The following is a 25,364-nucleotide window of genomic DNA, read 5'->3' on the forward strand; positions in this document are numbered from 1 at the left end:
GCCAGAAGGGTTGCGCAGCCGCGTCGGCGGTTGGCTCGCCCGAGGTGCTTCTTCAGGAGACTCAACCGCAGCAGGTTCTTGTCGAGGCCGTCTCGAAGCGAGTGCGACGCGCGGTCAGCCTGAACGGCATGTCGGCGAGTTCGCGCTCCGACATGGTGTCGAGCACCGGATGCGACAGCGGATCGGTCACCCAGCTGATGGCCTCGCTGTCGTGCCGGTGTGGCTGCGTCCCGATCGAGGAAAAGGCGCCGAGCCATGATAAAATCTTCATCGGATTTGCCTCCTCACTCTGCGTAACCCACTTAGAATCCGCCGTTCGTTAGCGTCTGGCAATTGAGATTTCCGCCGCTCGAGTTTAGAAAAACTGTATGGCTACTCTGAACCGCGTCCATCTCAACGGCTTGCGCGCCGTGGAAACCGTTGCCCGCCTGGGCTCGCTTGCGGCGGCGGCCGGCGAGCTCAACGTCTCGGTCAGCGCCGTCAGCCAGCAGATCAACCGGACAGAAAAGCAGCTCGGCCGGGCGCTGTTCGAACGAACGCCAGCTGGCCTGGTGGCGACGGAATTCGGTGCCGTCTTTACCGCGCGGCTCAGCGCCGGGTTTCGCGAACTCGCACAGGCGGTGGCGCTTGCCGATGAAAGCTCGGAGTGCACGCTGGTGGTTTCGGTGGCGCCGGCGTTCGCCTCGAAATGGCTGCTGCCGCGGCTATCGCGGCATTTTGCCCGGCATCCGAACGTGCTCCTGCGCATCGATGCCTCGGTGCGGCTTGCCGATTTCGATCGTTCGGACATCGACGTCGCCATCCGGCTCGGCGACGGCAAATGGCCGGGCGGGCGGGCCGAATTGCTGCTGGCGCAAGAGGTGTTTCCGGTCTGTGCACCGGTGATCGCCAGCAAGCTGAAATCGATCGAGGACCTTGCTTTGACTTGTGCGATCACAGACGAAAGATCGATGATCAGTTGGGAGAGCTGGTTCGAAGCGGCCGGGGTGGAGCCGGTCACCTTCATGAAAGGCGCGCGCTTCACAGATCCGATGCTGTGCCTGGAATCGGCGATTGCCGGTCACGGCGTCATGCTCGGCTGGCAATTGCTGGCCGCCGACGCGCTGGTCGACGGCCGTCTCGTTGCGCCGTTCGGCATACGCGCCCAGAGCGGGCTCGGCTATTGGCTGGTGACTTCGGCCAGCAAGGGCGAAAGCCGCAAGGTCAGGGATTTCAAGATCTGGGTGCGCGAAGAGATCGAGGCGACGATGGCGCAGTTCAGGTCGCTCGAGAGCGTCAGCTAGACCTGCCGGCGTCATCAGAGTGGAAAGGTCGGTAACGCCGGTCTATGTAAGACGCAGTCCCCAATCACGGCAGGCAGGATCATGACCACACATTCGCGCGGCGTTTCCGCAACCATCGACCCGGTGAAGCTCGACAGGCTGGCGGAGGTCGCCGTCAAGGTCGGGCTGCAATTGCAGCCGGGTCAGGATCTGGTGCTGACCTCGTCTATCGCCGCGCTGCCTCTGACGCGGCGGATCGTCGAGCACGCCTACAAGGCAGGTGCCGGCCTGGTGACGCCGATCTTCAACGACGACGAGATCACTCTCGCGCGCTTCCGCTACGGCGCCGACGCCGGTTTTGACCGCGCCGCCGGCTGGCTCTATGAAGGCATGGCAAAAGCCTTCGCCGACAATGCGGCGAGGCTTGCCGTGCGCGGCGAGGATCCCTCGCTGCTTTCGTCTCAGGACCCGGCAAAGGTGGCGCGTGCCAACAAGGCAAATTCGATGGCCTATCAGCCGGCGCTTGAGAAGATCACCGGCTTCGAGATCAACTGGAACATCGTGGCCTATCCCGATCAGGCGTGGGCCAAGCAGGTTTTCGCGGACGATGCCGAAGACGTCGCCGTGGCCAAGCTCGCCGATGCCATCTTTGCCGCCTCGCGGGTGGACGTCGAAGACCCGATCGGCAACTGGACGGCGCACAATGCGGCGTTGAAGAGCCGCACCGAATGGCTGAACGGCCACAATTTCCACGCACTGCATTTCACCGGCCCCGGCACCGACCTGACCGTCGGGCTGGCCGACGGCCACGAGTGGATGGGCGGCGCCTCGACCGCCAAGAACGGCATCACCTGCAACCCGAACATCCCGACCGAAGAGGTTTTCACCACGCCGCATGCAAGGCGCGTCGAAGGCCACGTCACGAGCACCAAGCCTCTGTCCTACCAGGGCACGCTGATCGACGGCATTGCGGTGCGTTTCGAGGCGGGCCGCATCGTCGAGGCCAAGGCCTCGAAAGGTGAGGATGTGCTGCAGAAGGTGCTCGATACCGACGAAGGCTCGCGCCGTCTCGGCGAGGTGGCGCTGGTGCCGCATTCCTCGCCGATCGCCAAGAGCGGGCTGCTGTTTTTCAACACGCTGTTCGACGAGAACGCCGCCTGCCACATCGCGCTTGGCCAGTGCTACTCGAAGTGCTTTGTCGACGGCGCCTCGCTCAGCCAGGACGAGATCGCGGCGCGCGGCGGCAACAAGAGTTTCATCCACATCGACTGGATGATTGGCTCGGACAAGATCGATATAGACGGCGTCCACAAGGACAGCAGCCGCGTGCCGGTGATGCGCAAGGGCGAGTGGGTTTAAGAGCACCAGCACGCAGCCGCGCCGGTGACGCATGCGGGGTTGGCAATGGAACTCGCGGTCAAGCGCATCTATGAGCCGCCGTCGCCCGATGACGGGCAGCGGGTGCTGGTGGACCGCATATGGCCGCGCGGCATCGCCAAGCAGGACGCGGCGCTGACGCTATGGCTGAGGGACATCGCGCCAAGCGACGCGTTGCGCAAATGGTTTGGCCATGAGCCGGCGCGCTGGGCGGAGTTCCAGCGGCGATACAGCGATGAGCTCGACCGGAACGGCGAGGCGGTGGCGGAACTGCGCGCCTTGCTGCGTGAGGGCAAGGTGACGCTGCTCTACGGCGCGCATGACGAGGCCCATAATAATGCGGTCGCGCTGGCGAGCTATTTGCATGGGAAAACCACAAGCGTCTGATACGATCGATATTCATGCCGGCAGGACAGAGGGGGGCGCGACGGATCGCGGTCGGTCGGTTCTACTTCCTACCGATCGCCTCTTGATAAACATCAGGCTTGAAGCCAACCAGTATGCGATCGCCAAGTTCCAGCACCGGACGCTTGATCATCGTCGGCTTTGCCAGCATCAGCGCCTTGGCCTTCCTTTCATCCAGGCCCATCCTGTCCTCCCCCGACAGTTCGCGAAACGTCGTGCTCGCCTTGTTGAGCAGAATTTCCCAGCCGACTTTGCCTGACCAGCCGTTCAGCCGATCCGCATCCAGCCCGTCGACCCTGTAGTCATGAAAGCGATAGGCAACATCATGGCTCGCCAGCCAGGAACGGGCCTTCTTGATCGTATCGCAATTGGTGATGCCATACATGGTGATCGTCAAAAACGGATCCTCGGACCGGTCGAATCTGACGGCACCCTAAAACCGCACCTCGCAGTTTTCCAGCGGCCTTGCCGGGCATCCATGATTTTCGCCCTTGCCAATAGTAAGGAATTTCCCTAAGTGTTTCTAAGCCAACTCTGGTCACGCGGAATGGCCGAGGCAAGGAAACGACTATGACGAGCCTGCAGACCGAAAGCCCCCCGCCCGTCGACGGCATTTTCCGGGCGCTCGCCGATCCGACCCGGCGACGCGTGGTCGAGCGACTGAACCGAAGCCCCGCCTCGGTCAGCGAGCTTGCCCAGCCGTTCGAGATGGCCCTGCCATCGTTCATCGAGCATCTCAGGGTTTTGGAAGGCTGCGGGCTGGTGCATTCGGAGAAGGCAGGCCGCGTCAGGACCTACCGGCTCGCGCCGGAGCCGCTGAAGCTCGCGGAAAACTGGCTGGCCGAGCAGCGAGCGCTGTGGGAGCGCCGTCTCGACCAGTTCGACGACTACGTGCTGAAACTCAAGGAGAAAGACAGATGAACATGGCTCCGTTGTTCCAACCCGATCCGAAGCTCGACCTCGTGCTCGAACGGTCGATCGAGGCGCCGCGCGAACTGCTGTGGATGGCCTTGACGAAGCCCGAGCATGTCCGCCAATGGTTCACGCCGAAGCCGTGGATCATCACCGATTGCGAGATCGACCTGCGGCCCGGCGGCCTGTTCCGCACCCGCATGCAGTCGCCCGACGGCAAGGAGGTCAACGACAGGCGTTGCTGCTACCTCGAGATCGTCCAGGACGAGCGGCTGGTGTGGACCGATGCGCTGCTGCCAGGCTACCGGCCGTCAGGCGACCCGTTCATTACAGCCGTCATATCGCTGCAATCGCGGGGCGAGGCGACGCGCTACACCGCGACCGCCATCCACCGCGACGAAGCCACGCGCAACAGCCACGAGGAGATGGGCTTCTACGACGGCTGGGGCACGGTGGCGGATCAGTTGGCGGGTTACGTCAAAACGATCTGAGCTTCTCGAAGACGGCCAGGTCATCCTCCCGGCCGCCATGCTTATTGTTCAACCTTGCAGCGGCTCCCGGAAGCCGGTGGTATTTCCGGCCTCAATAGTAGAACCGCTCTTCTGTGATCTTGCCGTTCTTGACCGTGTACAGACCAACCTCATCTATGGTGGCACGTTCGCCGGTAGCTTTGGGCGTTATGTCAAACTTGAAGCGCACTGCGAACTGGTCGCCGTTGACATATGGGCCCTCGACCGAACCGCCATGCACTTCGTTGTTCTCTTGCCACCACTGGTTCTTTTGCTTCAGAGCTTCCTTGCCACGGGAGACGGCCATCGGCCCCTCCATGGCTTCGTAGCTGGCGACGTCGTCGGCATTGTACTTCTCAGCAGCACCTTGGTGATCGCCCTGCTTGAGGAGCTCGGTGAAATCCTTGGCAATTTCCGTGATCGTCATGGGGGTTCCTCCTGTTAAGACGCATTGGAAGTAGCGGGTCGCGTGCTGGCCTGCCATCGTCAATCCCGAGACAGCTGACATGCCATGTCAGGATGATGAATATCGTGCGGGGGCTCTACATCCCGGCCAAGGCATCGTCTTGGCCGTTCAATTGCCAACGTGCGCGCTCGCGGTAAATCCCCTTGCCGATTACACTGTGGATCAGCACAAAATCCCGGACTGTCCAGCCAATTGGATCAATCGACCGTTCGCGAAATCCTGGGGACACGGACTTCGTCACGAAGCAGCGTAACATGCGGTTCAATGGACTTCGTGAGAAAGAGCTTTAGCGGGCTGTCGGAAATCAGAGCGGTGAGATTGCGCCAGAATTCTTGGAGCGCTGGATTGCTGTCACCGTTGCGCAGAACCAGCGAACCACCACCAAAAGCCGTCAGGCGATCGAAAGAAACATCGAACGGTTTTGCAACGATCATCGAGCCGATATGCCGAGCGATTTCAACCAGCTCTTCCGGATACCCATCATGGTCACCGAGGCCGACGAGCGAGATATGGATGTGCTTTTCCGGAACAAACCAGCCTTGCAGCCCTAACTCTCGATTCAAGGCGATAGCCTTTCGCGCCAAGGGACCAGCGACCGCGCTCTCAGCCAAGATGGCGAAGAATATGCGGTCGTCGAAACGTCGCTTGGACCGCTCCCATCGGAAAAAGGTCTGGCCGTTGTTCGCGGCTCCGAATGCAGGTTGCCCACTCATAATTGATCTCTCGTCCGGCAAATTGTATCCGACCGAGAAATTTAGAACAAACAGAGAACTCGTCAAATGGAAACGCAACGGGCGCTGAATGCTTTCCGCGCCAACACCCGCGATTTCAGCTGTCGAGGAAGCCCTGCCGAGCAGGAATTCGAACTCTGCGCCCCGTTGCCGATAGTGTGGGAACACTCCGGTTTTCTGGAAGTTGAAAATCAGACTAGCTGGGCAGCATAGGGCAGTTGGCGCCGCGGCGCAGGCTGATATGCGCCACATCGCCGACGCTGAATTGAGAACCCTCTGTCGGGCGTGGCGCGTCGATCACCACCTGTGTCCCCTGCCCCAGCTCTGCATGAAGGCGCAAGGTGCGGCCGTGGAAGACGATGCTGTTCACCCGCACCGGTACAGTGCCGGCCGTGGCCTCGGTCGTCGCCAAAAGATCCTCCGGACGCACGCCGATGGTGCGCACCGTGCCCTCGCCAGGCAGTTCGCCCGTCTCCGAAACCGCTTCCAGCGGCAGGGCGCCGGCGGCGAACCGCAAGCGCTCGCCGTCGCGGCCGACAAAGCGCGACTGCAGAAGGTTCATCGTGCCGATGAAGCTGGCGACGAATTTGGTTGCGGGCCGGTCGTAGAGGGTCGCCGGCGGCGCGGTCTGCTCGATGCGGCCTTTGTTCATGACGACGATGCGGTCAGAGATCGACAGCGCCTCGGTCTGATCGTGCGTGACCATGACGAAAGTGGTGCCGAGGCGCGACTGCAGGCGCTTCAACTCGACCTGCATCTGTTCGCGCAGATGCGCATCGAGCGCCGACAGCGGCTCGTCGAGCAGCAGCACGCGCGGTTCGCAGACTATGGCGCGGGCAAGCGCGACGCGCTGGCGCTGGCCACCCGACAGTTCGGACACGCGGGCGCCGAGCTTGTCGGCAAGGCCGACCATGTCGAGCGCCGCGCCGACGCGCTTCGCCTGTTCGGCACCGGCGAGCTTGCGCAGCGACAAGCCGAAGCCGACATTTTCGGCGACGTTCATGTGCGGAAACAGCGCGTAGTCCTGGAATACGGTGTTGACCGGGCGGTCGAAGGGCCTGAGCCCCGTGATGTCGCGCCCTTCGAGCAGGACCCTGCCGCTCGACGGGCCTTCGAAACCAGCGATGACCCGCAGGCTGGTGGTCTTGCCGCAGCCGGACGGTCCGAGCAGGGTCAGGAACTCGCCGCGCGAAATATTGAGATCGACAGTGTCGAGCCCGACGATGCCGCCGGGGAAAATCTTGGAGACCTTGTCCAGCCGGACGAGCGGATCAGGCGCCATCACGAACCTCGGACGGCTTGGTGGTGTTGACCCACAGGATCTGGCAGCGCTCGCTGCCCGGATTGCGGAAGGCATGCAGCAAGGTGCTCTTGAAGGCGAAGCTGTCACCGGCCTTCAGCCCGTATCTGGTCGAATCGACCACCAGCTCGACCTCGCCCGACAGGACGAAGCCGAATTCATGGCCGGCATGGGCGTAGGCTTCGGCGGTGCCGCCACCGGCTTCCACCGTCACCAGCATCCCGGTCAGCGTGGCAGCCGGCGGCGACAGCAGCGCCTTGGCGATGCCTTCCGACTTGACCGGGATCTGACGCCGGCTGTTGGCGCGAACGCAATACAGATCGTTGCCGGCATCGTTGCCATCAACAATCAGCGCCGACGGCTCGATGTCGAGGGCGGCGGCAAGCGGCCAGATCACTCGCACCCGCAATGACGACATGCCGCGCTCGATCTGGCTCAGCGCACCGATCGAGACGCCGGCTTTGGCGGCGAGTTCGGCCAGGGAGAGATTGCGCTCCAGCCTGAGCGCCCGCACGCGCCGGCCGACCCTGACGTCGGCGTCATCCTTCGGCTTCTCAGCCGCTTCGTCCAGCATGTCCATTCGTTCGTCCTTATTTGGTAAGGTTTTCCCTCCCCTTGTGGGAGAAGGTGGATCGACGCGAAGCGCCGAGACGGATGAGGGGTGTTGGCCGGAGTGCCGTCGGTGCCATCTGGAACACCCCTCATCCGTCGCCTTCGGCGACACTTCTCCCGCAAGGGGAGAAGGAAGTACGAACTCAGCCGCCCGCCTTGACCTTCTCGAACATCTTGGCGAGTTCGTCATTCTGTTTCATCGGCCCGGTGAAGATCGTGGTCTTCAGCATCACCTCGGGATCGGAAGGCAGCTGCAGTTTCTCCAACTCCTCCTTCGGCACGGCGGCGAAAGCCGAGCTGATCGAGCTGCCATAGCCGTAGGCCTGGATCAGATACTTTCCGGAATCCGTCTCCAGCCGGCTGTTGATGAAGTCATAGGCTAGGTCGACGTTCTTGGCGTCCTTGAGCATGACGAAGCCGCAAGCCCAGGTCAGCATGCCTTCTTTCGGCTTCATGAACTCGACAGGCACGCCCTGCTTCTTCAGCGAGGTGGCCGAGGCGTTCCAGGTCATGGCCGCGACCAGCTGCCCGCTCGCCAATGCTTGCTCGACCGAGGTCATGTCGGTGGTGTAGTTCGAGAGCAGCGGGCGCTGCTCGCGAAGTTTTTCTGCCACCTTGTCCATCTGTTCCGGTGTCATGTCGAATGGATTGACGCCGGCGAGAAGGGCCGCCACCACCGGTGTGTCGTGGACGGCATCGATGGTCGCCATCCGCCCGGCATATTGCTTGTCCCAAAGCAGGTTCCAACTGGCTTCCGGGTTCTTCACCAGATCGGTGCGATAGAGGATCGCGGTATTGCCCCAGTCCCACGGCACCATCCAGACCTTGCCGTCGCCGGCCTGCAGGTCGGGCAGGTTCTTGAAGACCGGGAAGATCGAATCCCAGTTCTTGATGCGCTTGGTGTCGATCGGCTGCAGCAGGCCTTCCTTGTTCCAGCGCGCCACCTTGTCATAGCATGGGTGCGCGATATCGGGGCGGAAGCCGGCCTTGACCTTGGTGAAAGCGTCATCGTCGTCGCCAAACATCGAAGCTTCGACACCATCGGGGTGCGCGGCGAGGAAGCTCTTGTTGAAGTCGGGCAGTTCATAACCCGACCAGGTGAAATATTGCAGCTTGTCCCCGGCAAAGGCGACAGTCGACGCAAGCGCCAGCGCGAAGGCAGCCAGTCCGGTTTTCGCTGTCTTTGCCGTTATCGATTTCAGGTCGAATGCCATTGCAGTTCTCCTCCTTCGGTTTCTTCTGGTTTTGACAGGTTGGCGCGCGCTGACCGCCGGGTGGCAGCAAGCCCGCGATGGCGAAGCATTTCGGCGAGTGCGGCGATGAGAAACGACACGGCCAGGATCGCGGTGCCGAGCGCCATGACGGTCGGCAGCGATTTCGGGAAGCGCAGCTGGCTCCAGATATAAAGCGGCAGCGTCGGCTCGGTGCCGGCAAGGAAGAAGGCGACGATGAACTCGTCGAAGGAGGTCAGGAAGGCCAGCATGAACGCCGAAATAATGGCCGGCAGGCTGAGCGGCAGCATCACCCGTCTGAAGGTCGTCCAGTCGGAAGCGCCGAGGTCGAGCGCTGCCTCGCGGATGGTCTTCGGGATGGCGGCGAAGCGGCTGCGCATGACCACCACCGTCGTCGGCAGCGCCACCAACACATGGCCGAGCACAATGGCAATGCGCGACGGCCCCAAGCCGGCGAGGTTGACCAGGATGAGCAGCGATATGCCGACGATGACGCCTGGGATCAGGATCGGCAGCCGCGCTATAGCACTGATCGTGGCGGCCAGCGGCGAGCGGCCGTAGAGGTCCATATAGGACACGGTCACGCCGCAGAGTGTTGCGCCAGTGGCAGCAGTTGCGCCGATGACGAGGCTGGTGGCAAGCGCGCTGGACAGCGCCGAATTGCCGTAAAGCGTGCCGTACCACTCAAGCGTGAAGCCTTGCAGCGGAAACGCCGCCTGGATCGAATCGTTGAAGGAAAACAGCGGGATCAGCAATATCGGCAGATACAGGAACACCAGATAGGCAAGGACGTAGGCTCCCAGCCAGCCGCCGCCCTGCCTTGCATCGATACGCGCCGTGTTCATGTGCGGCTGCCGTATCGGCGGTCGGCGAAGCGCACCACCAGCACCACGGCGAGAATGACCAGCATGACGGCGACGGCGAGTGCGGCGCCGAACGGCCAGTCATTTGCCTTGCCGAACTCGGCCTGGATCAGCGTACCGATCATGGTGCTGGCCGGGCCGCCGACCAACGCCGGGGTGACATAGTCGCCGACGGTCGGCACGAAGACGACGAGGGCCGCCGCCAGCACGCCCGGCATCGAATTGGGCAGCACGATGCGGCGGAAGCTGGTGAACGGTTTTGCGCCGAGATCGGAAGCGGCTTCGAGCAGCGATTTCGGGATCGTGTCCAGCGCCACATAGATGGGCAGGATGGCGAACGGGGCATAAGCGTGGGCAAGCGTGACGACGACCGCTGCCGGTGTGTTGAGAAAGGCCAATGTCGGCTCCGACCAGATGCCGCTTTCGATCAGCGCCGAGTTGAGCACGCCATTATAGGCAAGCACGATCTTCCAAGCGAAGACGCGCAGCAGATAGCTGGTCCAAAACGGCAGGGTCAGCAGGAACAGCAGCAGCCCGCGTCGCCGCCCGGCATGAAAGGCCAGATAGTAGGCGACAGGATACGCCGTGACGACCGTTGCCAGCGTCACCACGCCGGCGATACCCAGCGAGCGCAGCGTCACCGTCCAGTACAGCGGATCGGTTGCCACGGTGACGAAATTAGCAAGGGTGAAACCAGCCCCCAGCAGCGAGCCGTCATTGCCGCGGAAGGCGAGGAAGAACACAAGGCCAAGGGCGAAAAGGATCAGCACAAAGGTGACGAGCCCGCCCGGCAGCAGCATGGCGAAACGGAAACCCGGCGAAGACCGGGTTTCCGGCAGCGGCTGGGTTGCGGCGATGGTCGACATCGACTGCCTATGGTATTTGAAATCGACTAAGCTTTTTTCATATTCGTGAAGCTGTCAAGCTGTTTCACGTTCGGGAATGAACGTCAGCGTTCGAAGGCGTCCAGCATTCGGTACCAGGCGATGGTCGCGGCAACGCCGACCTGCCGAAAGGCGTGAAACGGAATCGGCCGGATCGGCGAGATCGGGAACGGCAATTGCCTGGTGTCGCCGCTCGACAGGTAGGAGGCGATGCGCTCGCCAAGGGCGGTCATCAGGCCGATGCCGCGGCCCTGGCAGCCAACCACCGCCAGCAGACCCTTCTCTGGCTCGTGGATATGCGGGAGATGGTCCGGCGTCATTGCAACCCGGCCGAACCAGCGCTTTTCAATGGCCACGTCGGACAGCGCCGGGTAGAGTCGCAGCAGCGCGCGTTCCAGATGCGCCCAGTCGGCCGGGCCGTTCGGCAAGGCCATGCGGCCGCGTCCGCCAAGCACCAGCCGACCATCGGCACTCTTGCGGTAATAGACGAGGATGCGGCGCGAATCCGAAACCGCCTGCCCCTCCGGCAGGATCGCCGCCGCGAGATTGGACGATAGCGGCGCTGTCGCGATCTGAAAGGAATGCAGCGGGACGATCGTCTCGGCGAGGCCGGGAAGCAGGCCGCCAGTATAGGCGTTGGTCGCCAGGACGACCGCCCTGGCCTTGAGTTCGGCGCCGCTTTCCGTGGCAACGTGCCAAATACCAGCATCCTTGCTGATCTGCATCACGTTCTGGCGCTCGGCGATCTTTACGCTTGCCGCTGCAGCGACGCGCGCCAGTTCCGACGTGTAGGCGAGCGGATCGATGACGCCGGCACGGCGATCGAGCCAGCCGCCGAGATAGCCTTGCGCGCCGGTCATCGTCGCGATCTCCGTCCCGCTCAGCAACCGGACATCGGCGCCCCGCGCCCGCCACTGCCGATCCCGATTCGCCGCCGCTATCAGCGCGGTCTCGGTGTGCGCGGCCTGAATCCAGCCATTGCGAACGAACGGCACCGCCAGTTTTTCGTCGCGGATCAATTCGAAGACGGCGTCCGCCGTCGAGGCGGCAAAGTTGACGAGCGCCTCACCGCGTTCGAGAGCAAAATGCTCCAGCAGCCAGTCCGGATCGTATTTCAGGCCAGGAATAACCTGACCGCCGTTCAGACCGGACGCGCCATTGCCAATTTCGCCGGCCTCCAGCACCTGGACCGCAAGGCCGAGCCGGGCAGCGTGCAAGGCCGTTGACAGCCCCATGATGCCGCCGCCGACGATGACGACATCGACGCATTGGCCGGCTGGAAAAAGCGACTGGAACGCGGTGGCTGTCCGCGGCTTCTGCCAGATTGGGTCGGAAAACCGTAAGAGCAAGCGTCACCTGGAGACTTCAGTAGGTGAAAAACCCTAGCGACGGTTTCATTATTTTGAAAGAGCGTTTTCCGTCGCCGTTGGCGCACGTCAGGCTCGATCAAGGTCCAGCGATGCGAAGACCCAAAGAATTGACAAAGCTCGCCCTGCAAGCGGGATAGACCTTTGGCGGGAATTTGTTGAAAGTGCCGCGGCCGAAGGACAAGACAACAGGAAATACAAGCCATGACGAACGCCACACATTTGCCCGCCGAAGGCCTCTTCGTGGGCCGCGCCCGGGCGAGCGATGCTTCCCATCCGCTGGTGGTCACGGTGCGTGACGGCACGGTCTTCGACATCATGTCAAATGTGGCACCGACCGTACGCGACGTTTGCGAATTGCCGGATCCGGCAGCGCACGTCCGCTCGGCAAAGGGGCGGCCGATCGGCCCGCTCGATGCCATTGCGGCCAACAGTTTCGAGACAGCGCGCGATCCGGGGAAACCGTACCTGCTGTCCCCCGTCGACCTGCAGGCGATCAAGGCGTCTGGCGTCACCTTTGTCGTCAGCCTGCTCGAACGGGTGATCGAGGAGCAGGCGCGCGGTTCGGCGGAAAAGGCCGACGCCATTCGCGCCGACATCGCCGGGCTGATCGGCCACGACCTGTCGAAGCTCAAGCCCGGCTCGCCGGAAGCGATGGAGATCAAGGCCAAGCTGATTGCGCGCGGCGCCTGGTCGCAATATCTGGAAGTCGGCATAGGCCCCGATGCCGAGATCTTCACCAAATGCCAGCCGATGGCCTCGGTCGGCTTCGGCGCCGATGTCGGCCTGCATCCGGTTTCGACATGGAACAATCCGGAGCCGGAGATCGCCATGATTGCTGCGAGCAGCGGCAGGATCGTCGGGGCGACGATCGGCAACGACGTCAACCTGCGCGACGTCGAGGGGCGCTCGGCGCTGCTGCTCGGCAAAGCCAAGGACAACAACGCTTCGGCAGCACTTGGCCCCTTTATCCGGCTGTTCGATGAGACATTTTCCATCGGCGACGTGAAGCAGGCGATCGTACGGTTGAAAGTCGAAGGCGAGGATGGGTTCTCGCTGGAGGGCGCCAGTTCGATGGCCGAGATCAGCCGCTCGCCAGAAGAGTTGGTCGCCGCCGCCATGGGGCCACATCATCAATACCCGGACGGGCTGGCACTCTATCTCGGCACGATGTTCGTGCCGTCGAAGGATCGCGGCGAAACAGGCAAAGGCTTTACCCACAAGGTCGGCGACATCGTCACCATATCGTCGGAGAAGTTCGGTGCCTTGGTCAACCGCGTGCGGCTGTCACCCGACTGCCCACACTGGACCTACGGCGCCAGCCATCTGATGCGTGACCTCGCAAGGGCCGACCTCATCTAGTCCCCCAGCCTCACATCCGATAGATCTAGAATTCTCTGATTGGAAATTACCTGCTCGTCGGCATTCGGGAGAGTCCATTGATCGTCGCTCTTGAGGGCAAGACCCTTGTCGTTACCGGCGGGACGCAAGGGCTTGGCGAGACCATCGCCCGGCTGGCCTCAGCCGGCGGCGGCGAAGGGATCGCCATTGTCGGCCGCAATGCCGAGCGTGGCGCACGCATCGCCGAAGAGCTTTCACGACCAAGCCGGCCCGTCGTCTTCATCCAGGCCGAGCTTGGAGATCCGGCCGCGCCTGCAGCTGTCATGGCGGAAGCGATCAAAAGACTCGGCCGCATCGATTGTCTGGTGAACGCTGCGGCCCTCACCGACCGGGCCTCGCTGGAAACTGGCACAATCGACGACTGGGACAGGTTGTTTTCCGTCAATGCGCGCGCGCCGTTCTTCCTCATGCAAGCGGCCGTAGCCGACATGAAGACACGGCAGGCGGCGGGCGCCATCGTCAACATACTGTCGGTGAATGCGCATTGCGGTGCGCCGGACCTTGCCATCTATTCCGCCACCAAGGGCGCGCTTTCGACGCTGACCAGAAACATTGCCAACGCGCATCTTTCCGATCGCATCCGCGTCAACGGCATCAACATGGGCTGGGTAGCGACGCCGGCCGAACAAGAGATGCAGGCGCGCACGCTGGGCAAGGGCGAAAACTGGGCAAAGATCGCCGCCGCCGGCCTGCCGCTTGGTCGATTGCTGACCATGGACGAAGTCGCCCAGCTAACGCTGTTCCTGCTCAGCGACGCCTCCGGGCTGATGACCGGGACGCTTATCGACCTAGAGCAATCCGTGCTCGGCGCGCCGCCGCGCGGCATTGCGTGACGGTCGCAGGGCCGATCGTCGGCCGCCTGGAAAATATCAGCCAAACTGATGCAATCTGATGGGATTGCTGATGGCGTCGTGCATTGCGCCAACGTCCATTGGCGGATGGAGGCTTGCCATCGATCGAAAAAGGGAATGCTCTAATGCGCCCAGGTCGACGCTGGCAAAATGCGCACCACCGTTTTGGCCGCGCACGGCCTTTCGCGGTGATCGTCGTCGGAGGAGGAGTTCGGTTCAAATGGGAGGAAATCACATGCTGACGAGGCTAAGACTGCTTGTACTTGGCTTGGTAGTGGCGCTGGCCATTCCGGCCGCGGCACAGGCCAAGACGTTCTACTGGATTTCGCATGGCGGCCCGGCCGATCCGGTCTGGACCTACTTCCTTGCCGGGGCCAAGCAATGGGCGGCGGACACCGGCAACACTGTCAACACATCGTTCCACAATGGCGACGTGGCGTCGCAGCAGGAGGCTATTCGCGCCGCGATTTCCGCCAAGGCCGACGGCATCACCACGACCAGCCCTGATCCGGGCAGCCTTGTCGAGATCGTCAAGGAAGCGCGGGCGGCGAACATCCCGATCATCAACTTCAACACGCCCGACCCGAAGGCGGACTTCAACGCCTATGTCGGCGGCGACAACGTCACCTTCGGCAAGCACTGGGCGCAGTATCTGGTCGACAAGGGCCTGGTGAAGACGGGCGACTTCGTCTGGATGCCGGTCGAGATTCCCGGCGCCACCTATGGCGTCCAGGAAGAGGAAGGCATCAAGAGCGTGTTCGAGCCGCTCGGCATCACCTACGAAATCACCGAAGCGACGCTCGACCAGGCCGAAGTGATCAACCGCATGGTCGATTACCTCACCGCCAACAGGGCCAAGGTCAAGGCGGTTATCGGCCTCGGCGACCTGGTCACCGGTTCGATCAAGCGAGTGTTCGACCAGGTCGGCGTCAAGCCGGGCGAAATCCCGGTCGTCGGCTGGGGCAACTCGCTCGACACCACTCAGGAAGTGCTGAACGGCTACGTCAATGCCGCGCAGTGGCAGGATCCGCAGGCGACCAGCTACGTCGCGCTCTCGCTCGCCAACATGGCGGCAAGCGGTATCCCGCCAGGCTTCGACGTGATCACCGGCGCGCTCTACGAGAAGGACACCGCCGCGGTATACGACAAGATCCTGTCCGGCAAATAGGTCCGCGATCGAGTTGGTCACGGCCGCTTCGGCGGCCGTGACCGTCTCATCATTCCGCCGAACCGCTTGCGGTCTCGGCCAAATCCAATCCTATCGCGGGTCCAAGGTGGAAAATCGTTCTCTTATCCAACGCTCGATCGCGCGGCCTGAGTTCGGGCCGTTCGTGCTGCTCGTCATCGAGATCGCCGTGTTCTGGGGCATCAACCACGACTTCCTGTCGCCGCAAAACATCTCGAACACGCTGGCCTTCACGGTCGAACTCGGGCTGATCGCGCTGGCGATGACGCTGTTGATGACATCAGGCGAATTCGACCTCTCGGTCGGCTCGGTGTTCGGCTTATCGCCGGTCCTGATGTGGACCTTGTTCAACAGCGGCGTCGCCTCGCTCGAAGCCGCCTTCGTCGTTGCGCTGGTGGTCGCTGCCTTCATCGGACTGGTCAATGGCTGGTTCGTGACGCAGCTCAAGATCCCGTCCTTCCTGGTGACGCTTGGCATGCTGCTGGTGGTGCGCGGCACCGCTTTGTTCGTCACCAGCGGGTTTCCGCAGCGGACCTGGAGCGCCGAGGGCAGCTGGCTGGCGGAAGCCCTGGTCGGCGATTTCTTCATCGGGCCGTTCCGTATCTATATGTCGCTGTTCTGGTTCATCGCCGCCGCAATCGCGCTCGGCTACGTGCTGACGCAGAGCCGGACCGGCAACTGGATCCAGGCGGCCGGCGGCAACCCGAGTGCCGCAAGGGCGCGCGGCGTCAATGTCAGCGGCGTCAAGATCGGCCTGTTCATCCTGTCGTCGATCCTGGCCTCGCTCGCCGGCGTCATCTCCTCGCTGCGTACCTCGGCGGCCAACCCCAACAGCGGCACCGGCTACGAGCTCGAAGTCATCGCCATGGTAGTGATCGGCGGCACGGCGCTGACCGGCGGGCGCGGCACAATCATCGGCACGGTGCTCGGTATCCTGATCCTGCGCGTGATGCGCAACGGCATCGTGCTGATCGGTGTGCCGGGCCTTGCGTACAACATCTTCATCGGCGCCATCATCCTCGGCATGATGGCGCTCCACTCATGGCTGGAACGCCGGCATCAGGCAGGGACTTGAACCATGGCCGAACCGCTTGTCCGCATGGAAAATATCCGCAAGTCCTATGGGCGCGTGCAGGCGCTGGTTGATGCCAATTTCCATGTCAACGAAAGAGAGATCGTCGGACTGCTCGGCGACAACGGCGCCGGCAAGTCGACGCTGATCAAAGTGCTGTCGGGCGCGGTCCCGCTGACCAGCGGCGACATCTTTATCGGCGGCAAGAAGGTGAATTTGCGCAGTACCAGCGACGCCATCGCCCATGGCATCGAGACGATCTACCAGGATTCCGCGTTGGTGACGCAGCTGTCGATCGCCCGTAACCTGTTCCTCGGACGCGAGCCGATCAAGCCGCCGCGTTTCCTCAACCGCATGGACCAGGAGGCGATGAACGTGGTTGCCCGTGACCTGCTCAAGCAGGTCGGCATCTCGAAGAACATCCCGCCGACGACGCCGATCGGCTCACTCTCCGGCGGCGAGCGGCAGGCGGTGGCGATTGCGCGCGCCATGCATTTCGACAGCGACCTTATCATCCTAGACGAGCCGACCAACAATCTCGGCGTCGCCGAAACGCAAGGGGTGCTGAGCTTCGTGCGCAGTGCCCGCGATTCCGGCCATTCCTGCATCTTCATCGCCCACAACATCCATCATGTCTTCCAGGTGGTCGACCGCATCGTCGTCATGCGCCGCGGCAAGGTGGTCGCCGACGATATCGACCCGAAGAAGACCAGCGTCGCCGAAGTCGAGCGCGTCATCACCGGCATGTCGGACAAGGAGATCCGTGACGCGCTGGCCGAGGGCACGCAACGGCCCGGGTGAGCAGCCGGGCCGGGCTTATCGTCGAGGCACTGGATCGCATCGCCACATGGTTGCGACATGAAAGCCACCGTTTCGGATATTGCCAGGAGCTGCGGCCTGTCGACCGCGACGGTCGACCGTGTGCTCAACAACCGGCCGGGGGCGAGTGCCGCCAACCGGCAGCGCGTGATGGAGGCGGCCAAGCAGCTCGGCTATCTGCCGGTCGTCGACCAGGTCGCGTTGCCCTCGCGGCCGGCACATCTCGAATTCTTCCTGCCGATGGGCAGCAATGCCTTCATGGCCGATCTGGCCAGGCACATCGAGGATTATGCGGCGCGCCTGCCGCTGGTCGCCTCCTGCCGCATCCACAAGCTCGCCGGCATCTCGCCGAGTGCCTTGCAGACGGCCGTCGAAAACCTCTCTCTCAAGGCGAACGGTGTCGGCGTCATCGCCATCGACCATCCGAGAACGCGCAACATCTTGCGCGAGATCGTCGAGGCCGGCATCCGCCTGGTCACGCTGGTGTCCGACGTTCCCGGCGCGCCGCGCTCAGCTTATGTGGGCATCGACAACAGAGTGGCCGGCCGCACCGCGGCGCTGCTGATGGGACGGTTCCTCGGCGGCCGCCAGGGCCATCTGGCGATGGTGGTCGGCTCACGTTCCTATCGCGGCCACGAGGAACGCGAAATGGGCTTTCGCTCAGTGCTCGGCGAGGAGTTCCCCAATCTGACCGTCACCAGCGCCGTCGAGATCAACGACGAGCCGGAGGTCAGTTATACCGCGACCATGAAGGCGCTGCACAACGAGCCGGAGCTGCTCGGCATCTACTGTATCGGCGCCGGGCGCTCGGGCGTGGCAAAAGCATTGCTCGAAGCCAGGCCGCGGACGAAGCCGGTGTTCATCTGCCATGACCTGACGCGCGAGACGCGCGGCTATCTGGTCGACGATCTGCTCGACGTCGTCATCGACCAGAATGCGCGGCTGATCGCCGAACAGTCGGTCATTCGCCTGCTCGGCTCGATCGCCTCGTCGGCGCCCTATCTGACGCGGAAATTCATCGAGCCGCGCCTGATCTTCAAGGAAAATGTCCCGGTGCAGTGATGTCGTGCGGGGGCGATGGTCGCTCGGGCCTCGATCGTTAAGATTCGGTTGATACCGCAAATCTGCACATCACCTATGCAACTTTTTTGGTTGCCGAATCATTGGGCAATTGATAGTTTCGCAGGTGTCGGCCATCTACTCCTCCCAGATGCGATGCCGACGCTGAGTGCGGTACACCTCCTCCCGTGCCGTATTCGAAATCGAGCCCGCTGCCACCTCCTCCCGGCAGCGGGCTTTTTTTGTTCCGGCGCCGGGATAGCGGGCGATGCTGGGATCGTGACTGGCACCGCACACGATTGCTGATCCGCGGATCGATGAGCTTCGCTGCGACTGCCGCGGCTTATCGGGGCGGAATCCTGTCACACTTGTCACTCTCACCGGTTCGCCAGCGGCCCTATCCTGCCTCGCGACCAGCAAACAACGCCGCGCCAGCAATGCTGCTGCGGAGGATCGGCAAGGGAGACGCGAGATGGCACATCGCGATGGGACGAGACATCACGCGGCGGCACGGCGCGCAATCGAAACGCCGCGGATCGTTTCGCCGCTTGCGAGATTATCTGGCCCTGAAAGAAGTGATCAGGCCTTCCGCCATGCGGACGAACTGCGCGCTCGGGCCCTCGGCGCCGACGCTTTGCAGGCTGACGCGGGCGCCCTCGAGCAGAAGCGACAGCGTATCGGCGAGAAGCTCGGCCTGTCCGATACCCGCATCGCGACACAGCGAGACCAGACGCTCGCGCTGCGCTTCCTTGAGTTCCTTGATCACTTGCCTTGCCGGATGATCGGCCTCGCTCAGCTCGATGGCGGCGTTGGCCATGTCGCAACCGCGGCGATCCGACATCAGGCAATCGGCCGCCATCCGGACCCAGGCGTGCAGCTGCGCCAGCTTGTCGCCCGGATTCTCCGCCTCGAACTTCTCCCACATCGCGTTGGCGCTGCAGGCGGTCGCCCGCAGACATTCGATGATCAGGTCGTCCTTGGACTCGAAATGCCGGTAGAGCGTCATCTTGTTGGTGCCGGCGGCCTCGGTGATGGCGTCGATGCCGACGCCGCGAATGCCATGCTTGTGAAACATGTCCCGTGCCGTCTCCAGGATCCTGTCCCGGGGGCGAACACGCTCCACAACACCGTCTGTCATCAAAACCTCCGTGATTGCGTTTCCGAAATTCCCTCGGTGCACCTCTTGACTAGGGTGTTACCGGTCTGTAACGTTAGAGATGTTACTTACCTGTAACACCCGCATTGCATTATGTCAAATTCGCAAGTGCCGGTCATCAGCCCCGCCCCGATCGGCAAGGGGACGAACCGCACCTCACGGCCTCGGCCGGCGAGCAAGAGAACACCAGATCCGCGGCTTGCCGCGGATCGTCAAAACCAGGAGCCGCTTCGATGTCGCAGCGCAATGATCTGACGATCGATGAAGTCGTGAGGGATCCGATGATCCGCATGCTGATGAAAGCCGACCGCGTCGACCCGCGGTCTTTCGAGGCGATGCTGCGTGCGCTGGCGGACGAGCAGGCCGAGCGCCGCAATGCGCCGCGTCGTCCCCTGCAAGATTTCGGCTTTCTCGAAGATTCCGGCTCAACGCGCAGCCGGCGGCTGTCCAGGGTGGCCAAGGCCTTCGGCCGGGCCAGAGCATCGGGCGAGGCATGCATCTCATGGTAAACTTCTTCATCCATCGTCCGATCTTTGCGTCGGCGATCGCCATCATCATGGTGCTCGCCGGGGGAATCTCTTATTTTCTTCTGCCGGTCTCGCAATTTCCCGACATCACGCCGCCCCAGGTCGTGGTCAGCGCTCACTACCCGGGCGCCAGCGCGCAGGTCGTCGCCGACACGGTGACGACACCGCTCGAACAGCAGATCAACGGCGTCCAAGGCATGATCTATATGTCGTCGTCGAGCTCCAATGACGGCTCGTCGACGATCACCATCACCTTCGACGTCGGCTACGATCTGAGCACGGCGGCCGTCGACGTCCAGAACCGCGTTTCGCAGGCGGCTTCCTCGTTGCCGGCCATCGTCAATCAGGGCGGCGTGACGATCAAGAAGCAGAACCCGAACTTCGTCCTGATCGTCGACCTCACCTCGCCGGACGGTTCCGTCAATCCGGTCGCGCTGAGCAATCTCGCCTATCTGCAGGTGGTCGATCCGCTGAAGCGCCTGCCCGGCGTCGGCGACGTGCAGATCTTCGGCGAGCGGCGCTATTCGATGCGCATTTGGCTCGACCCCGACAAGCTCGCCAATCTCGGCATTACTGCCGTCGACGTGCAGAACGCCGTCGCCGAGCAGAACGTCCAGGTGGCGGCCGGCAAGATCGGGCAATCACCGGCTCCGGCCGGCACTGCCTTCGAGATGCAGGTCAACGCCGTCGGCAGGCTGAGCGATCCCAAGGAGTTCGGCGACATCGTCGTACGGGCCAATACCGCCAACGGCTCGCTGGTCAGGCTGCGCGACGTTGCCCGCATCGAACTCGGTGCGCTGCAATATTCGTCGTCGGCCTTCTTCGGCAAGGACCCGACGGTGGTGCTCGCGGTCTACCAGATGCCGGGCTCCAACGCGCTCGATCTGCAGCAGCGCGTCAAGGACAAGATGCAGGAGCTGTCGGCCCGTTTCCCGAAGGGCGTCAGCTACGCCATGCATTACGATACGACACGTTTCGTTTCGGCCTCAATGCACGACGTGCTGATCACGCTCGGCGAAGCGCTGGTCCTGGTCGTCGCCGTGGTGTTCATCTTCCTGCAAAGCTGGCGCACCACGATCATCCCGACGATCGCAATTCCGGTGTCGCTGGTAACGACGCTGGCCGTCATGCATATGCTTGGCTTCTCGCTGAACATGCTCAGCCTGCTCGGCATGGTGCTGGCGATCGGCCTCGTCGTCGACGACGCCATCGTCGTCGTCGAGAATGTCGAACGCCAACTTGAGGCCGGCCTCAAACCTCTGGCTGCCACGCGCACGGCGATGGCCGAGGTCACGGGCCCGATCATCGCCACGACCGCCGTGCTGATGGCCGTGTTCGTGCCGGTCGCCTTCATTCCCGGCGTGTCCGGCCGACTCTACAACCAGTTCGCCCTGACCGTCGCGATCTCCTTCGGCATCTCGGCCTTCGTCTCGCTGACGCTTACCCCGTCGCTCAGCGCCGCCTTCCTGCGCCACCGGCCGGAAACCCAGTTCGTGCTGTTCCGCTGGTTCAACACAGGCTTCGAACGGCTGGCGCATGCCTATGCGAATGGCGTACGCATTCTCATCCGCCTGCGCTGGATCATGCTCGGCGTGTTCGCGGCCGGACTTGTCGCGACCTATTTCGTCTGGCAGCGCCTGCCGTCGACCTTCCTTCCGGTCGAGGACCAGGGCTATTTCTTCGTCGTCATCCAGCTCCCCGACGGGGCCTCGCTGGAACGCACCGATGCAGTGGCGAAAAAGGCGCGCGACATCCTGCAAAACACGCCCGGCGTCGACATCGTCGGCTCGATCAGCGGCTTGAATTTCCTGACCAGTGCCGCGCAGTCGAATTCGGCGGTCGAATTCGCGATCCTGAAGCCATGGGACGAACGCGGCCCCGACCAGAGCGCCTCGAAGCTCGTCGCCGAGGTGCGCAACAAGCTGCTGCAAATTCCGGAGGCTTTTGCGCTGAGCTTCGACCCGCCGTCGATCCCGGGCATCGGCACCACTGGTGGCTTCGAGTTCCAGGTCGAGGACCTGACCGGCCGCGGCAGCGTGGCGCTCAACGATGCGACGCAAGCCGTGATTGCCGAGGCGCGCAAGCAGCCGGAGCTCAACCCGCAGCAATTGTTCTCGTCGTTCTCGACCTCGACGCCACAGTTCAACTACGATCTCGATCGCGCCAAGGCGAAGCTGCTCGGGCTCAACCTGCCGGACGTCTTCAACACGCTGCAGATCTATCTCGGCTCGCTCTATGTGAACGATTTCAACCTGTTCGGCCGCACCTTCCGGGTGACGATCCAGGCCGACAAGGACTCTCGCGCCGGTCCGGCCGACATATCGCGGCTCTATGTCCGCAATGCGTCGGGTGGCATGGTGCCGTTGAGCACGTTGGGCAAGCTTGTGCCGATCGTCGGCCCCGAGACCGTGCCGCATTACAACAACAATGCGTCGGCGCTGATCAATGGCGGCGCCGCCCCCGGCTTTTCGTCCGGCCAGGCGGTGGCGGCAATGGAGCGTGCCGCTGCCACGGCATTGCCGAGAGATTTCGGCTACGAATGGACCGGCATCACCTATCAGGAGCTCAAGGCAGGATCGATCGCATCCGTCGTCTTCGGCCTTGCAATCGTCTTTGTCTTCCTGATCCTCGCCGCGCAGTATGAGAGCTGGGCGATGCCGTTCATGGTGCTGCTGGCGGTGCCGCTCGCATTGTTCGGTGCGTTCGTCGTGCTGTGGCTGCGCGGCATGCAGATCGACGTCTATTCGCAGATCGGCTTCGTCATGCTGATCGGACTGGCGGCCAAGAACGCGATTCTGATCGTGGAGTTTGCCCGGCGCCGGCGCGAAGAAGGCCTCAGCATCGTCGACGCCGCAATGGAAGCGGCGCGGCTTCGGCTGCGACCGATCCTGATGACCGCCTTCGCCTTCATCCTCGGCGTGCTGCCGCTGATGTTCGCCACAGGTGCGGGTGCCGCAAGCCGGCAGTCGATCGGCACCACCGTCTTTGGCGGCATGGTCGCGGCGACGATCCTGTCGCTGGTGTTCGTGCCGGTCTTCTATGCGGTGATCGAGCAGCTGCGCGAGCGCCGCAGCGAGAGCGAACCGGTTTCCGAAGCGACCGAACAACCAACTGCCGAACCCGCCTTCGAGCCCCTGGCCGAAGCGGCTGAATAGGACTGGAGAATTGATCATGCGTAAATGGAAAATCGCGCTGGGAACGGCCGTCGCCCTTGGGGCGATTTCGGTGGCGAGCGTTCACCTGCTCGACATGGGCAGCCTCAGCCTCAACGCCGGCACAGCCGGGGCGGCAACACCCAAGCCGGAAGCCTTCGTCATGCCGGTGCCGGTGGTGAGCGTCGTCAAGAAGACGATCCCGATCTATCTCGACTACGCCGCCCGGGTGGAGCCGATCCGCAGCATCACGCTGCAGGCGCGCGTGCCGGGCTACCTGCAGGAGCAGGTCGCCATCGACGGCAGTGACGTTGCGAAGGGCGACCTTCTCTACAAGATCGCCCCTGAGGATTTCCAGGCTGCCCTTGAGCAGGCGAAGGCGCTTATCCAACGCGACACGGCAACACTCGACTATGCGCGCTCCAATCTCGGGCGCGGCAGCGAGCTCGCCAAAAGCGGCTATCTCGCCAAGGACGTGTTCGACCAGCGCACCAGCACCTTGCGTGAGGCTCAGGCCTCGCTCGCCGTGAACCAGGCCGCCTTGCGGACCGCCGAGCTCAATTTGAGCTATACCGAAATCCGCGCCCCGTTCGCGGGACGCATCGGACGCAGCCAAGCATCCGTTGGAACGCTGGTCAGCGTTGCCGGCACGGTGCTCAATTCGCTGGTGCAGCTCGATCCGATCTACGTCACCTTCAATCCGAGCGAAACGGACCTGACACAGATCGAGGAAGCCCGGGCCGCAGGACCGATCAGCGTCGACGTCCTGCTTCCCGGTGAAACGGAACCGCGCCAGAAGGGCGATCTTACCTTCGTAGACAACACGATCGATCGCTCGACCGGCACGATCACGGCACGTGCGACGATCGGCAACGCCAAGTTCACGCTGCTCCCCGGCCAATATGTTCGCGTCCGGCTGCACGTCAAAGAGCAGCCCGATGCGCTGATGGTACCGCAGACGGCACTCGGCTCAGGCCAGCTCGGCAAATACCTCTATGTCGTCGGCAAGGACAACACGGTCGACCAGCGTATCGTTTCGCTCGGACCGACCAATGGCGATCAGGTCGCCATCTTGAGCGGTGTGGCCGAAGGCGACCGGGTCATTACCGGCAATCTGCAGAAGATCGGCCCGGGAATGCCGGTCTCGCCGCTGCCCGAGAAACCGGCCACCTGATAACCCCCATCAGGTCCGGTCCCGCGGCGCCCTCGGCTCCCACGCCAAGGGCGCCGTTTTGCTATGTTTCGTTTTACGCAATTCCTTGGGGAAAGCGCTACATACGCCGGCTTCGAGAAGCCGGCGTGATGTTCAGCGGGGTCGGTTTTTGCGGCCGTGCGGCCTGACGGCCTTGCCTGCGCCGCAAGCCGCCGGCCAAGCGGAAGTCAAGAAATCCACGACCCGCCTCTTGTAAGATTGTCGACAATCTGTTTTTCCTTTCGGTTTGCTGGAGCAGCCGGAATGGCAACGCTGGATTTCAGTCCGATCGCCGACACCACAAGACGCGCCGAGATCGTGGCGCTGCTCCGGCGGGCGATCCTGACCGGCCAGTTGGAACCGGGGCAGAAACTCAACGAACTCAGGATTTCCGAGCAGATGCGGGTGAGCCGCGCGCCGCTGCGCGAGGCGATGCGCGAATTGGTGCAGGAAGGCATCCTGACCAGCATCCCCTACGCCGGAACCTTCGTCATCGACGTTACCGCGAAGGATATCGACGATGTCTATTCGCTCAACAAGGTGCTCGACGAATTCGCCATCGCGCGGACCTGGCCGCTTCGCGACCAGCGCTTCTTCGACGAGCTGGACCGGCGCCATGCGGCGGTGAAGCAGGCGACGCGCGAACTGGACACGACGCGGCAGATCGAAACGGCGCTGCAACTGCATGGCCTGATCCATGAATGGGCCGATAATTCGGTGCTCCTGGAAACCTGGCAGCGGCTGACCAGCCGGCTGCAGATGTATTTCGCGCTGCACCAGCGGGCGCGCAACGAGCCGGTGCCTGCCGAAGATGCTCACGAGACCTATGTGCGGCTGCTCAAGGGCAGCGACATGCGCGCTGCCCAGCGCCACGCCAAGGAGCACATCGATTTCGATTTCGAGGCATTGCTCGCCTATGCGCGCGGGCTGGAACAACGGGGCTCAAAGGGCGCCGACGCCAATCGTACCGGCCGCCTAAAGGCCGTTGAGCCAGACAATTCTGGTGGTCATCCCGGAAAATAGGCAACG

At 62.9% G+C, this 25,364-nt stretch carries 26 protein-coding genes; 15 read left to right on the plus strand and 11 right to left on the minus strand.

The window, feature by feature from the left end:
* Positions 1–61 precede the first annotated feature (61 nt).
* On the minus strand, positions 62–271 hold the full coding sequence (locus tag NKI63_RS03780; protein ID WP_352505262.1) for a hypothetical protein: 210 nt from the start codon (positions 269–271) through the stop codon (positions 62–64).
* A gap of 97 nt (positions 272–368) precedes the next feature.
* On the opposite strand from NKI63_RS03780, the gene NKI63_RS03785 reads away from it, so the two are divergent.
* From NKI63_RS03785 to NKI63_RS03795, 3 genes are all read left to right on the plus strand, one after another.
* Entirely contained in the window at positions 369–1,283 is a 915-nt protein-coding gene (locus tag NKI63_RS03785; protein WP_502900455.1) for a LysR substrate-binding domain-containing protein, read from the plus strand.
* A gap of 81 nt (positions 1,284–1,364) precedes the next feature.
* Entirely contained in the window at positions 1,365–2,621 is a 1,257-nt protein-coding gene (locus NKI63_RS03790) for an aminopeptidase (RefSeq protein WP_352505263.1), read from the plus strand.
* A gap of 39 nt (positions 2,622–2,660) precedes the next feature.
* The gene (locus NKI63_RS03795; protein WP_352505264.1) at positions 2,661–3,026 is read left to right on the plus strand and encodes a DUF488 domain-containing protein; all 366 of its coding nucleotides are present in this window, start codon (positions 2,661–2,663) and stop codon (positions 3,024–3,026) included.
* A 61-nt stretch (positions 3,027–3,087) separates the two neighbouring features.
* Here the strand turns inward: NKI63_RS03795 and NKI63_RS03800 are convergent, their stop codons facing one another.
* Positions 3,088–3,441: an ArsC family reductase gene (locus NKI63_RS03800; protein ID WP_352505265.1), complete on the minus strand. Its 354-nt coding sequence runs from the start codon at positions 3,439–3,441 to the stop codon at positions 3,088–3,090.
* Between the two features lie 173 nt (positions 3,442–3,614).
* Here NKI63_RS03800 and NKI63_RS03805 point away from each other — a divergent pair, with 173 nt between their 5' ends.
* On the plus strand, positions 3,615–3,965 hold the full coding sequence (locus tag NKI63_RS03805) for an ArsR/SmtB family transcription factor (protein WP_254820403.1): 351 nt from the start codon (positions 3,615–3,617) through the stop codon (positions 3,963–3,965).
* 2 nt (positions 3,966–3,967) lie between these two features.
* Positions 3,968–4,447 carry an SRPBCC family protein gene (locus NKI63_RS03810; RefSeq protein WP_352505457.1) on the plus strand — a complete coding sequence of 160 codons (480 nt, stop codon included), beginning with the start codon at positions 3,968–3,970 and terminating at the stop codon, positions 4,445–4,447.
* A 91-nt stretch (positions 4,448–4,538) separates the two neighbouring features.
* Here the strand turns inward: NKI63_RS03810 and NKI63_RS03815 are convergent, their stop codons facing one another.
* From NKI63_RS03815 to NKI63_RS03850, 8 genes are all read right to left on the minus strand, one after another.
* Positions 4,539–4,892, minus strand: coding sequence for a SnoaL-like domain-containing protein (locus NKI63_RS03815; RefSeq protein ID WP_352505266.1), 354 nt, complete (start codon positions 4,890–4,892; stop codon positions 4,539–4,541).
* Positions 4,893–5,128: 236 nt separating this feature from the next.
* Positions 5,129–5,830, minus strand: coding sequence for a 2'-5' RNA ligase family protein (locus NKI63_RS03820; protein ID WP_352689760.1), 702 nt, complete (start codon positions 5,828–5,830; stop codon positions 5,129–5,131).
* 28 nt (positions 5,831–5,858) lie between these two features.
* The gene (locus tag NKI63_RS03825; RefSeq protein ID WP_352505268.1) at positions 5,859–6,944 is read right to left on the minus strand and encodes an ABC transporter ATP-binding protein; all 1,086 of its coding nucleotides are present in this window, start codon (positions 6,942–6,944) and stop codon (positions 5,859–5,861) included.
* Entirely contained in the window at positions 6,934–7,542 is a 609-nt protein-coding gene (locus tag NKI63_RS03830) for a cupin domain-containing protein (RefSeq protein ID WP_254820400.1), read from the minus strand. Before NKI63_RS03830 ends, NKI63_RS03825 begins: the two co-directional genes overlap by 11 nt.
* 175 nt (positions 7,543–7,717) lie before the next feature.
* The gene (locus NKI63_RS03835) at positions 7,718–8,788 is read right to left on the minus strand and encodes an ABC transporter substrate-binding protein (protein ID WP_352505269.1); all 1,071 of its coding nucleotides are present in this window, start codon (positions 8,786–8,788) and stop codon (positions 7,718–7,720) included.
* Entirely contained in the window at positions 8,773–9,651 is an 879-nt protein-coding gene (locus NKI63_RS03840) for an ABC transporter permease (RefSeq protein ID WP_352505270.1), read from the minus strand. Before NKI63_RS03840 ends, NKI63_RS03835 begins: the two co-directional genes overlap by 16 nt.
* On the minus strand, positions 9,648–10,535 hold the full coding sequence (locus NKI63_RS03845) for an ABC transporter permease (protein ID WP_352505271.1): 888 nt from the start codon (positions 10,533–10,535) through the stop codon (positions 9,648–9,650). Before NKI63_RS03845 ends, NKI63_RS03840 begins: the two co-directional genes overlap by 4 nt.
* An 83-nt stretch (positions 10,536–10,618) precedes the next feature.
* Entirely contained in the window at positions 10,619–11,902 is a 1,284-nt protein-coding gene (locus tag NKI63_RS03850) for an NAD(P)/FAD-dependent oxidoreductase (protein WP_352505272.1), read from the minus strand.
* Between the two features lie 222 nt (positions 11,903–12,124).
* Between NKI63_RS03850 and NKI63_RS03855 the strand changes: the two genes are divergently transcribed.
* The 6 genes from NKI63_RS03855 (at position 12,125) to NKI63_RS03880 (ending at position 18,311) form a co-directional block, all read left to right on the plus strand.
* On the plus strand, positions 12,125–13,282 hold the full coding sequence (locus NKI63_RS03855) for a fumarylacetoacetate hydrolase family protein (RefSeq protein ID WP_352505273.1): 1,158 nt from the start codon (positions 12,125–12,127) through the stop codon (positions 13,280–13,282).
* 77 nt (positions 13,283–13,359) lie between these two features.
* Positions 13,360–14,154 carry an SDR family oxidoreductase gene (locus NKI63_RS03860; RefSeq protein ID WP_254820394.1) on the plus strand — a complete coding sequence of 265 codons (795 nt, stop codon included), beginning with the start codon at positions 13,360–13,362 and terminating at the stop codon, positions 14,152–14,154.
* Positions 14,155–14,407: 253 nt separating this feature from the next.
* A complete protein-coding gene (locus NKI63_RS03865) occupies positions 14,408–15,340 on the plus strand; it encodes a sugar ABC transporter substrate-binding protein (protein WP_352820520.1) in 933 nt (310 codons plus the stop codon).
* Positions 15,341–15,446: 106 nt separating this feature from the next.
* Entirely contained in the window at positions 15,447–16,433 is a 987-nt protein-coding gene (locus tag NKI63_RS03870) for an ABC transporter permease (RefSeq protein ID WP_352820522.1), read from the plus strand.
* 3 nt (positions 16,434–16,436) lie between these two features.
* A complete protein-coding gene (locus NKI63_RS03875) occupies positions 16,437–17,231 on the plus strand; it encodes an ATP-binding cassette domain-containing protein (RefSeq protein WP_352505275.1) in 795 nt (264 codons plus the stop codon).
* A 57-nt stretch (positions 17,232–17,288) separates the two neighbouring features.
* A complete protein-coding gene (locus tag NKI63_RS03880; RefSeq protein ID WP_352505276.1) occupies positions 17,289–18,311 on the plus strand; it encodes a LacI family DNA-binding transcriptional regulator in 1,023 nt (340 codons plus the stop codon).
* A 553-nt stretch (positions 18,312–18,864) separates the two neighbouring features.
* On the opposite strand, the gene NKI63_RS03885 is transcribed toward NKI63_RS03880, so the two are convergent.
* On the minus strand, positions 18,865–19,446 hold the full coding sequence (locus NKI63_RS03885) for a TetR/AcrR family transcriptional regulator (protein ID WP_031211029.1): 582 nt from the start codon (positions 19,444–19,446) through the stop codon (positions 18,865–18,867).
* A gap of 251 nt (positions 19,447–19,697) precedes the next feature.
* Here NKI63_RS03885 and NKI63_RS03890 point away from each other — a divergent pair, with 251 nt between their 5' ends.
* From NKI63_RS03890 to NKI63_RS03905, 4 genes are all read left to right on the plus strand, one after another.
* Complete coding sequence (locus tag NKI63_RS03890; protein ID WP_352476600.1) at positions 19,698–19,973, plus strand: hypothetical protein; 276 nt, start codon at positions 19,698–19,700, stop codon at positions 19,971–19,973.
* Positions 19,967–23,146 carry an efflux RND transporter permease subunit gene (locus NKI63_RS03895; RefSeq protein WP_352505458.1) on the plus strand — a complete coding sequence of 1,060 codons (3,180 nt, stop codon included), beginning with the start codon at positions 19,967–19,969 and terminating at the stop codon, positions 23,144–23,146. The genes NKI63_RS03890 and NKI63_RS03895 overlap by 7 nt, the downstream gene beginning before the upstream one ends.
* 16 nt (positions 23,147–23,162) lie before the next feature.
* Positions 23,163–24,317, plus strand: a complete 1,155-nt coding sequence (locus NKI63_RS03900) for an efflux RND transporter periplasmic adaptor subunit (protein ID WP_352505277.1) — start codon at positions 23,163–23,165, stop codon at positions 24,315–24,317.
* A gap of 282 nt (positions 24,318–24,599) precedes the next feature.
* Entirely contained in the window at positions 24,600–25,358 is a 759-nt protein-coding gene (locus NKI63_RS03905) for a GntR family transcriptional regulator (RefSeq protein WP_352505278.1), read from the plus strand.
* The last annotated feature ends 6 nt before the right edge of the window (positions 25,359–25,364 follow it).

Origin of the sequence: Mesorhizobium sp. M0410 (assembly GCF_040321435.1) — a bacterium.
In the GTDB taxonomy this organism is placed as follows: Bacteria; Pseudomonadota; Alphaproteobacteria; order Rhizobiales; family Rhizobiaceae; genus Mesorhizobium.

What these genes read in the sequence shown, in the direction of transcription:
- NKI63_RS03895 (WP_352505458.1), top strand. Translation starts at nt 19,967, where the DNA reads ATGGTAAACTTCTTCATCCATCGTCCGATCTTTGCGTCGGCGATCGCC.
- NKI63_RS03780 (WP_352505262.1), bottom strand. Translation starts at nt 271, where the DNA reads ATGAAGATTTTATCATGGCTCGGCGCCTTTTCCTCGATCGGGACGCAG.
- NKI63_RS03815 (WP_352505266.1), bottom strand. Translation starts at nt 4,892, where the DNA reads ATGACGATCACGGAAATTGCCAAGGATTTCACCGAGCTCCTCAAGCAG.
- NKI63_RS03880 (WP_352505276.1), top strand. Translation starts at nt 17,289, where the DNA reads ATGAAAGCCACCGTTTCGGATATTGCCAGGAGCTGCGGCCTGTCGACC.
- NKI63_RS03835 (WP_352505269.1), bottom strand. Translation starts at nt 8,788, where the DNA reads ATGGCATTCGACCTGAAATCGATAACGGCAAAGACAGCGAAAACCGGA.
- NKI63_RS03810 (WP_352505457.1), top strand. Translation starts at nt 3,968, where the DNA reads ATGGCTCCGTTGTTCCAACCCGATCCGAAGCTCGACCTCGTGCTCGAA.
- NKI63_RS03805 (WP_254820403.1), top strand. Translation starts at nt 3,615, where the DNA reads ATGACGAGCCTGCAGACCGAAAGCCCCCCGCCCGTCGACGGCATTTTC.
- NKI63_RS03840 (WP_352505270.1), bottom strand. Translation starts at nt 9,651, where the DNA reads ATGAACACGGCGCGTATCGATGCAAGGCAGGGCGGCGGCTGGCTGGGA.
- NKI63_RS03890 (WP_352476600.1), top strand. Translation starts at nt 19,698, where the DNA reads ATGTCGCAGCGCAATGATCTGACGATCGATGAAGTCGTGAGGGATCCG.
- NKI63_RS03785 (WP_502900455.1), top strand. Translation starts at nt 369, where the DNA reads ATGGCTACTCTGAACCGCGTCCATCTCAACGGCTTGCGCGCCGTGGAA.
- NKI63_RS03790 (WP_352505263.1), top strand. Translation starts at nt 1,365, where the DNA reads ATGACCACACATTCGCGCGGCGTTTCCGCAACCATCGACCCGGTGAAG.
- NKI63_RS03830 (WP_254820400.1), bottom strand. Translation starts at nt 7,542, where the DNA reads ATGGACATGCTGGACGAAGCGGCTGAGAAGCCGAAGGATGACGCCGAC.
- NKI63_RS03885 (WP_031211029.1), bottom strand. Translation starts at nt 19,446, where the DNA reads ATGACAGACGGTGTTGTGGAGCGTGTTCGCCCCCGGGACAGGATCCTG.
- NKI63_RS03900 (WP_352505277.1), top strand. Translation starts at nt 23,163, where the DNA reads ATGCGTAAATGGAAAATCGCGCTGGGAACGGCCGTCGCCCTTGGGGCG.
- NKI63_RS03875 (WP_352505275.1), top strand. Translation starts at nt 16,437, where the DNA reads ATGGCCGAACCGCTTGTCCGCATGGAAAATATCCGCAAGTCCTATGGG.
- NKI63_RS03905 (WP_352505278.1), top strand. Translation starts at nt 24,600, where the DNA reads ATGGCAACGCTGGATTTCAGTCCGATCGCCGACACCACAAGACGCGCC.
- NKI63_RS03865 (WP_352820520.1), top strand. Translation starts at nt 14,408, where the DNA reads ATGCTGACGAGGCTAAGACTGCTTGTACTTGGCTTGGTAGTGGCGCTG.
- NKI63_RS03855 (WP_352505273.1), top strand. Translation starts at nt 12,125, where the DNA reads ATGACGAACGCCACACATTTGCCCGCCGAAGGCCTCTTCGTGGGCCGC.
- NKI63_RS03845 (WP_352505271.1), bottom strand. Translation starts at nt 10,535, where the DNA reads ATGTCGACCATCGCCGCAACCCAGCCGCTGCCGGAAACCCGGTCTTCG.
- NKI63_RS03825 (WP_352505268.1), bottom strand. Translation starts at nt 6,944, where the DNA reads ATGGCGCCTGATCCGCTCGTCCGGCTGGACAAGGTCTCCAAGATTTTC.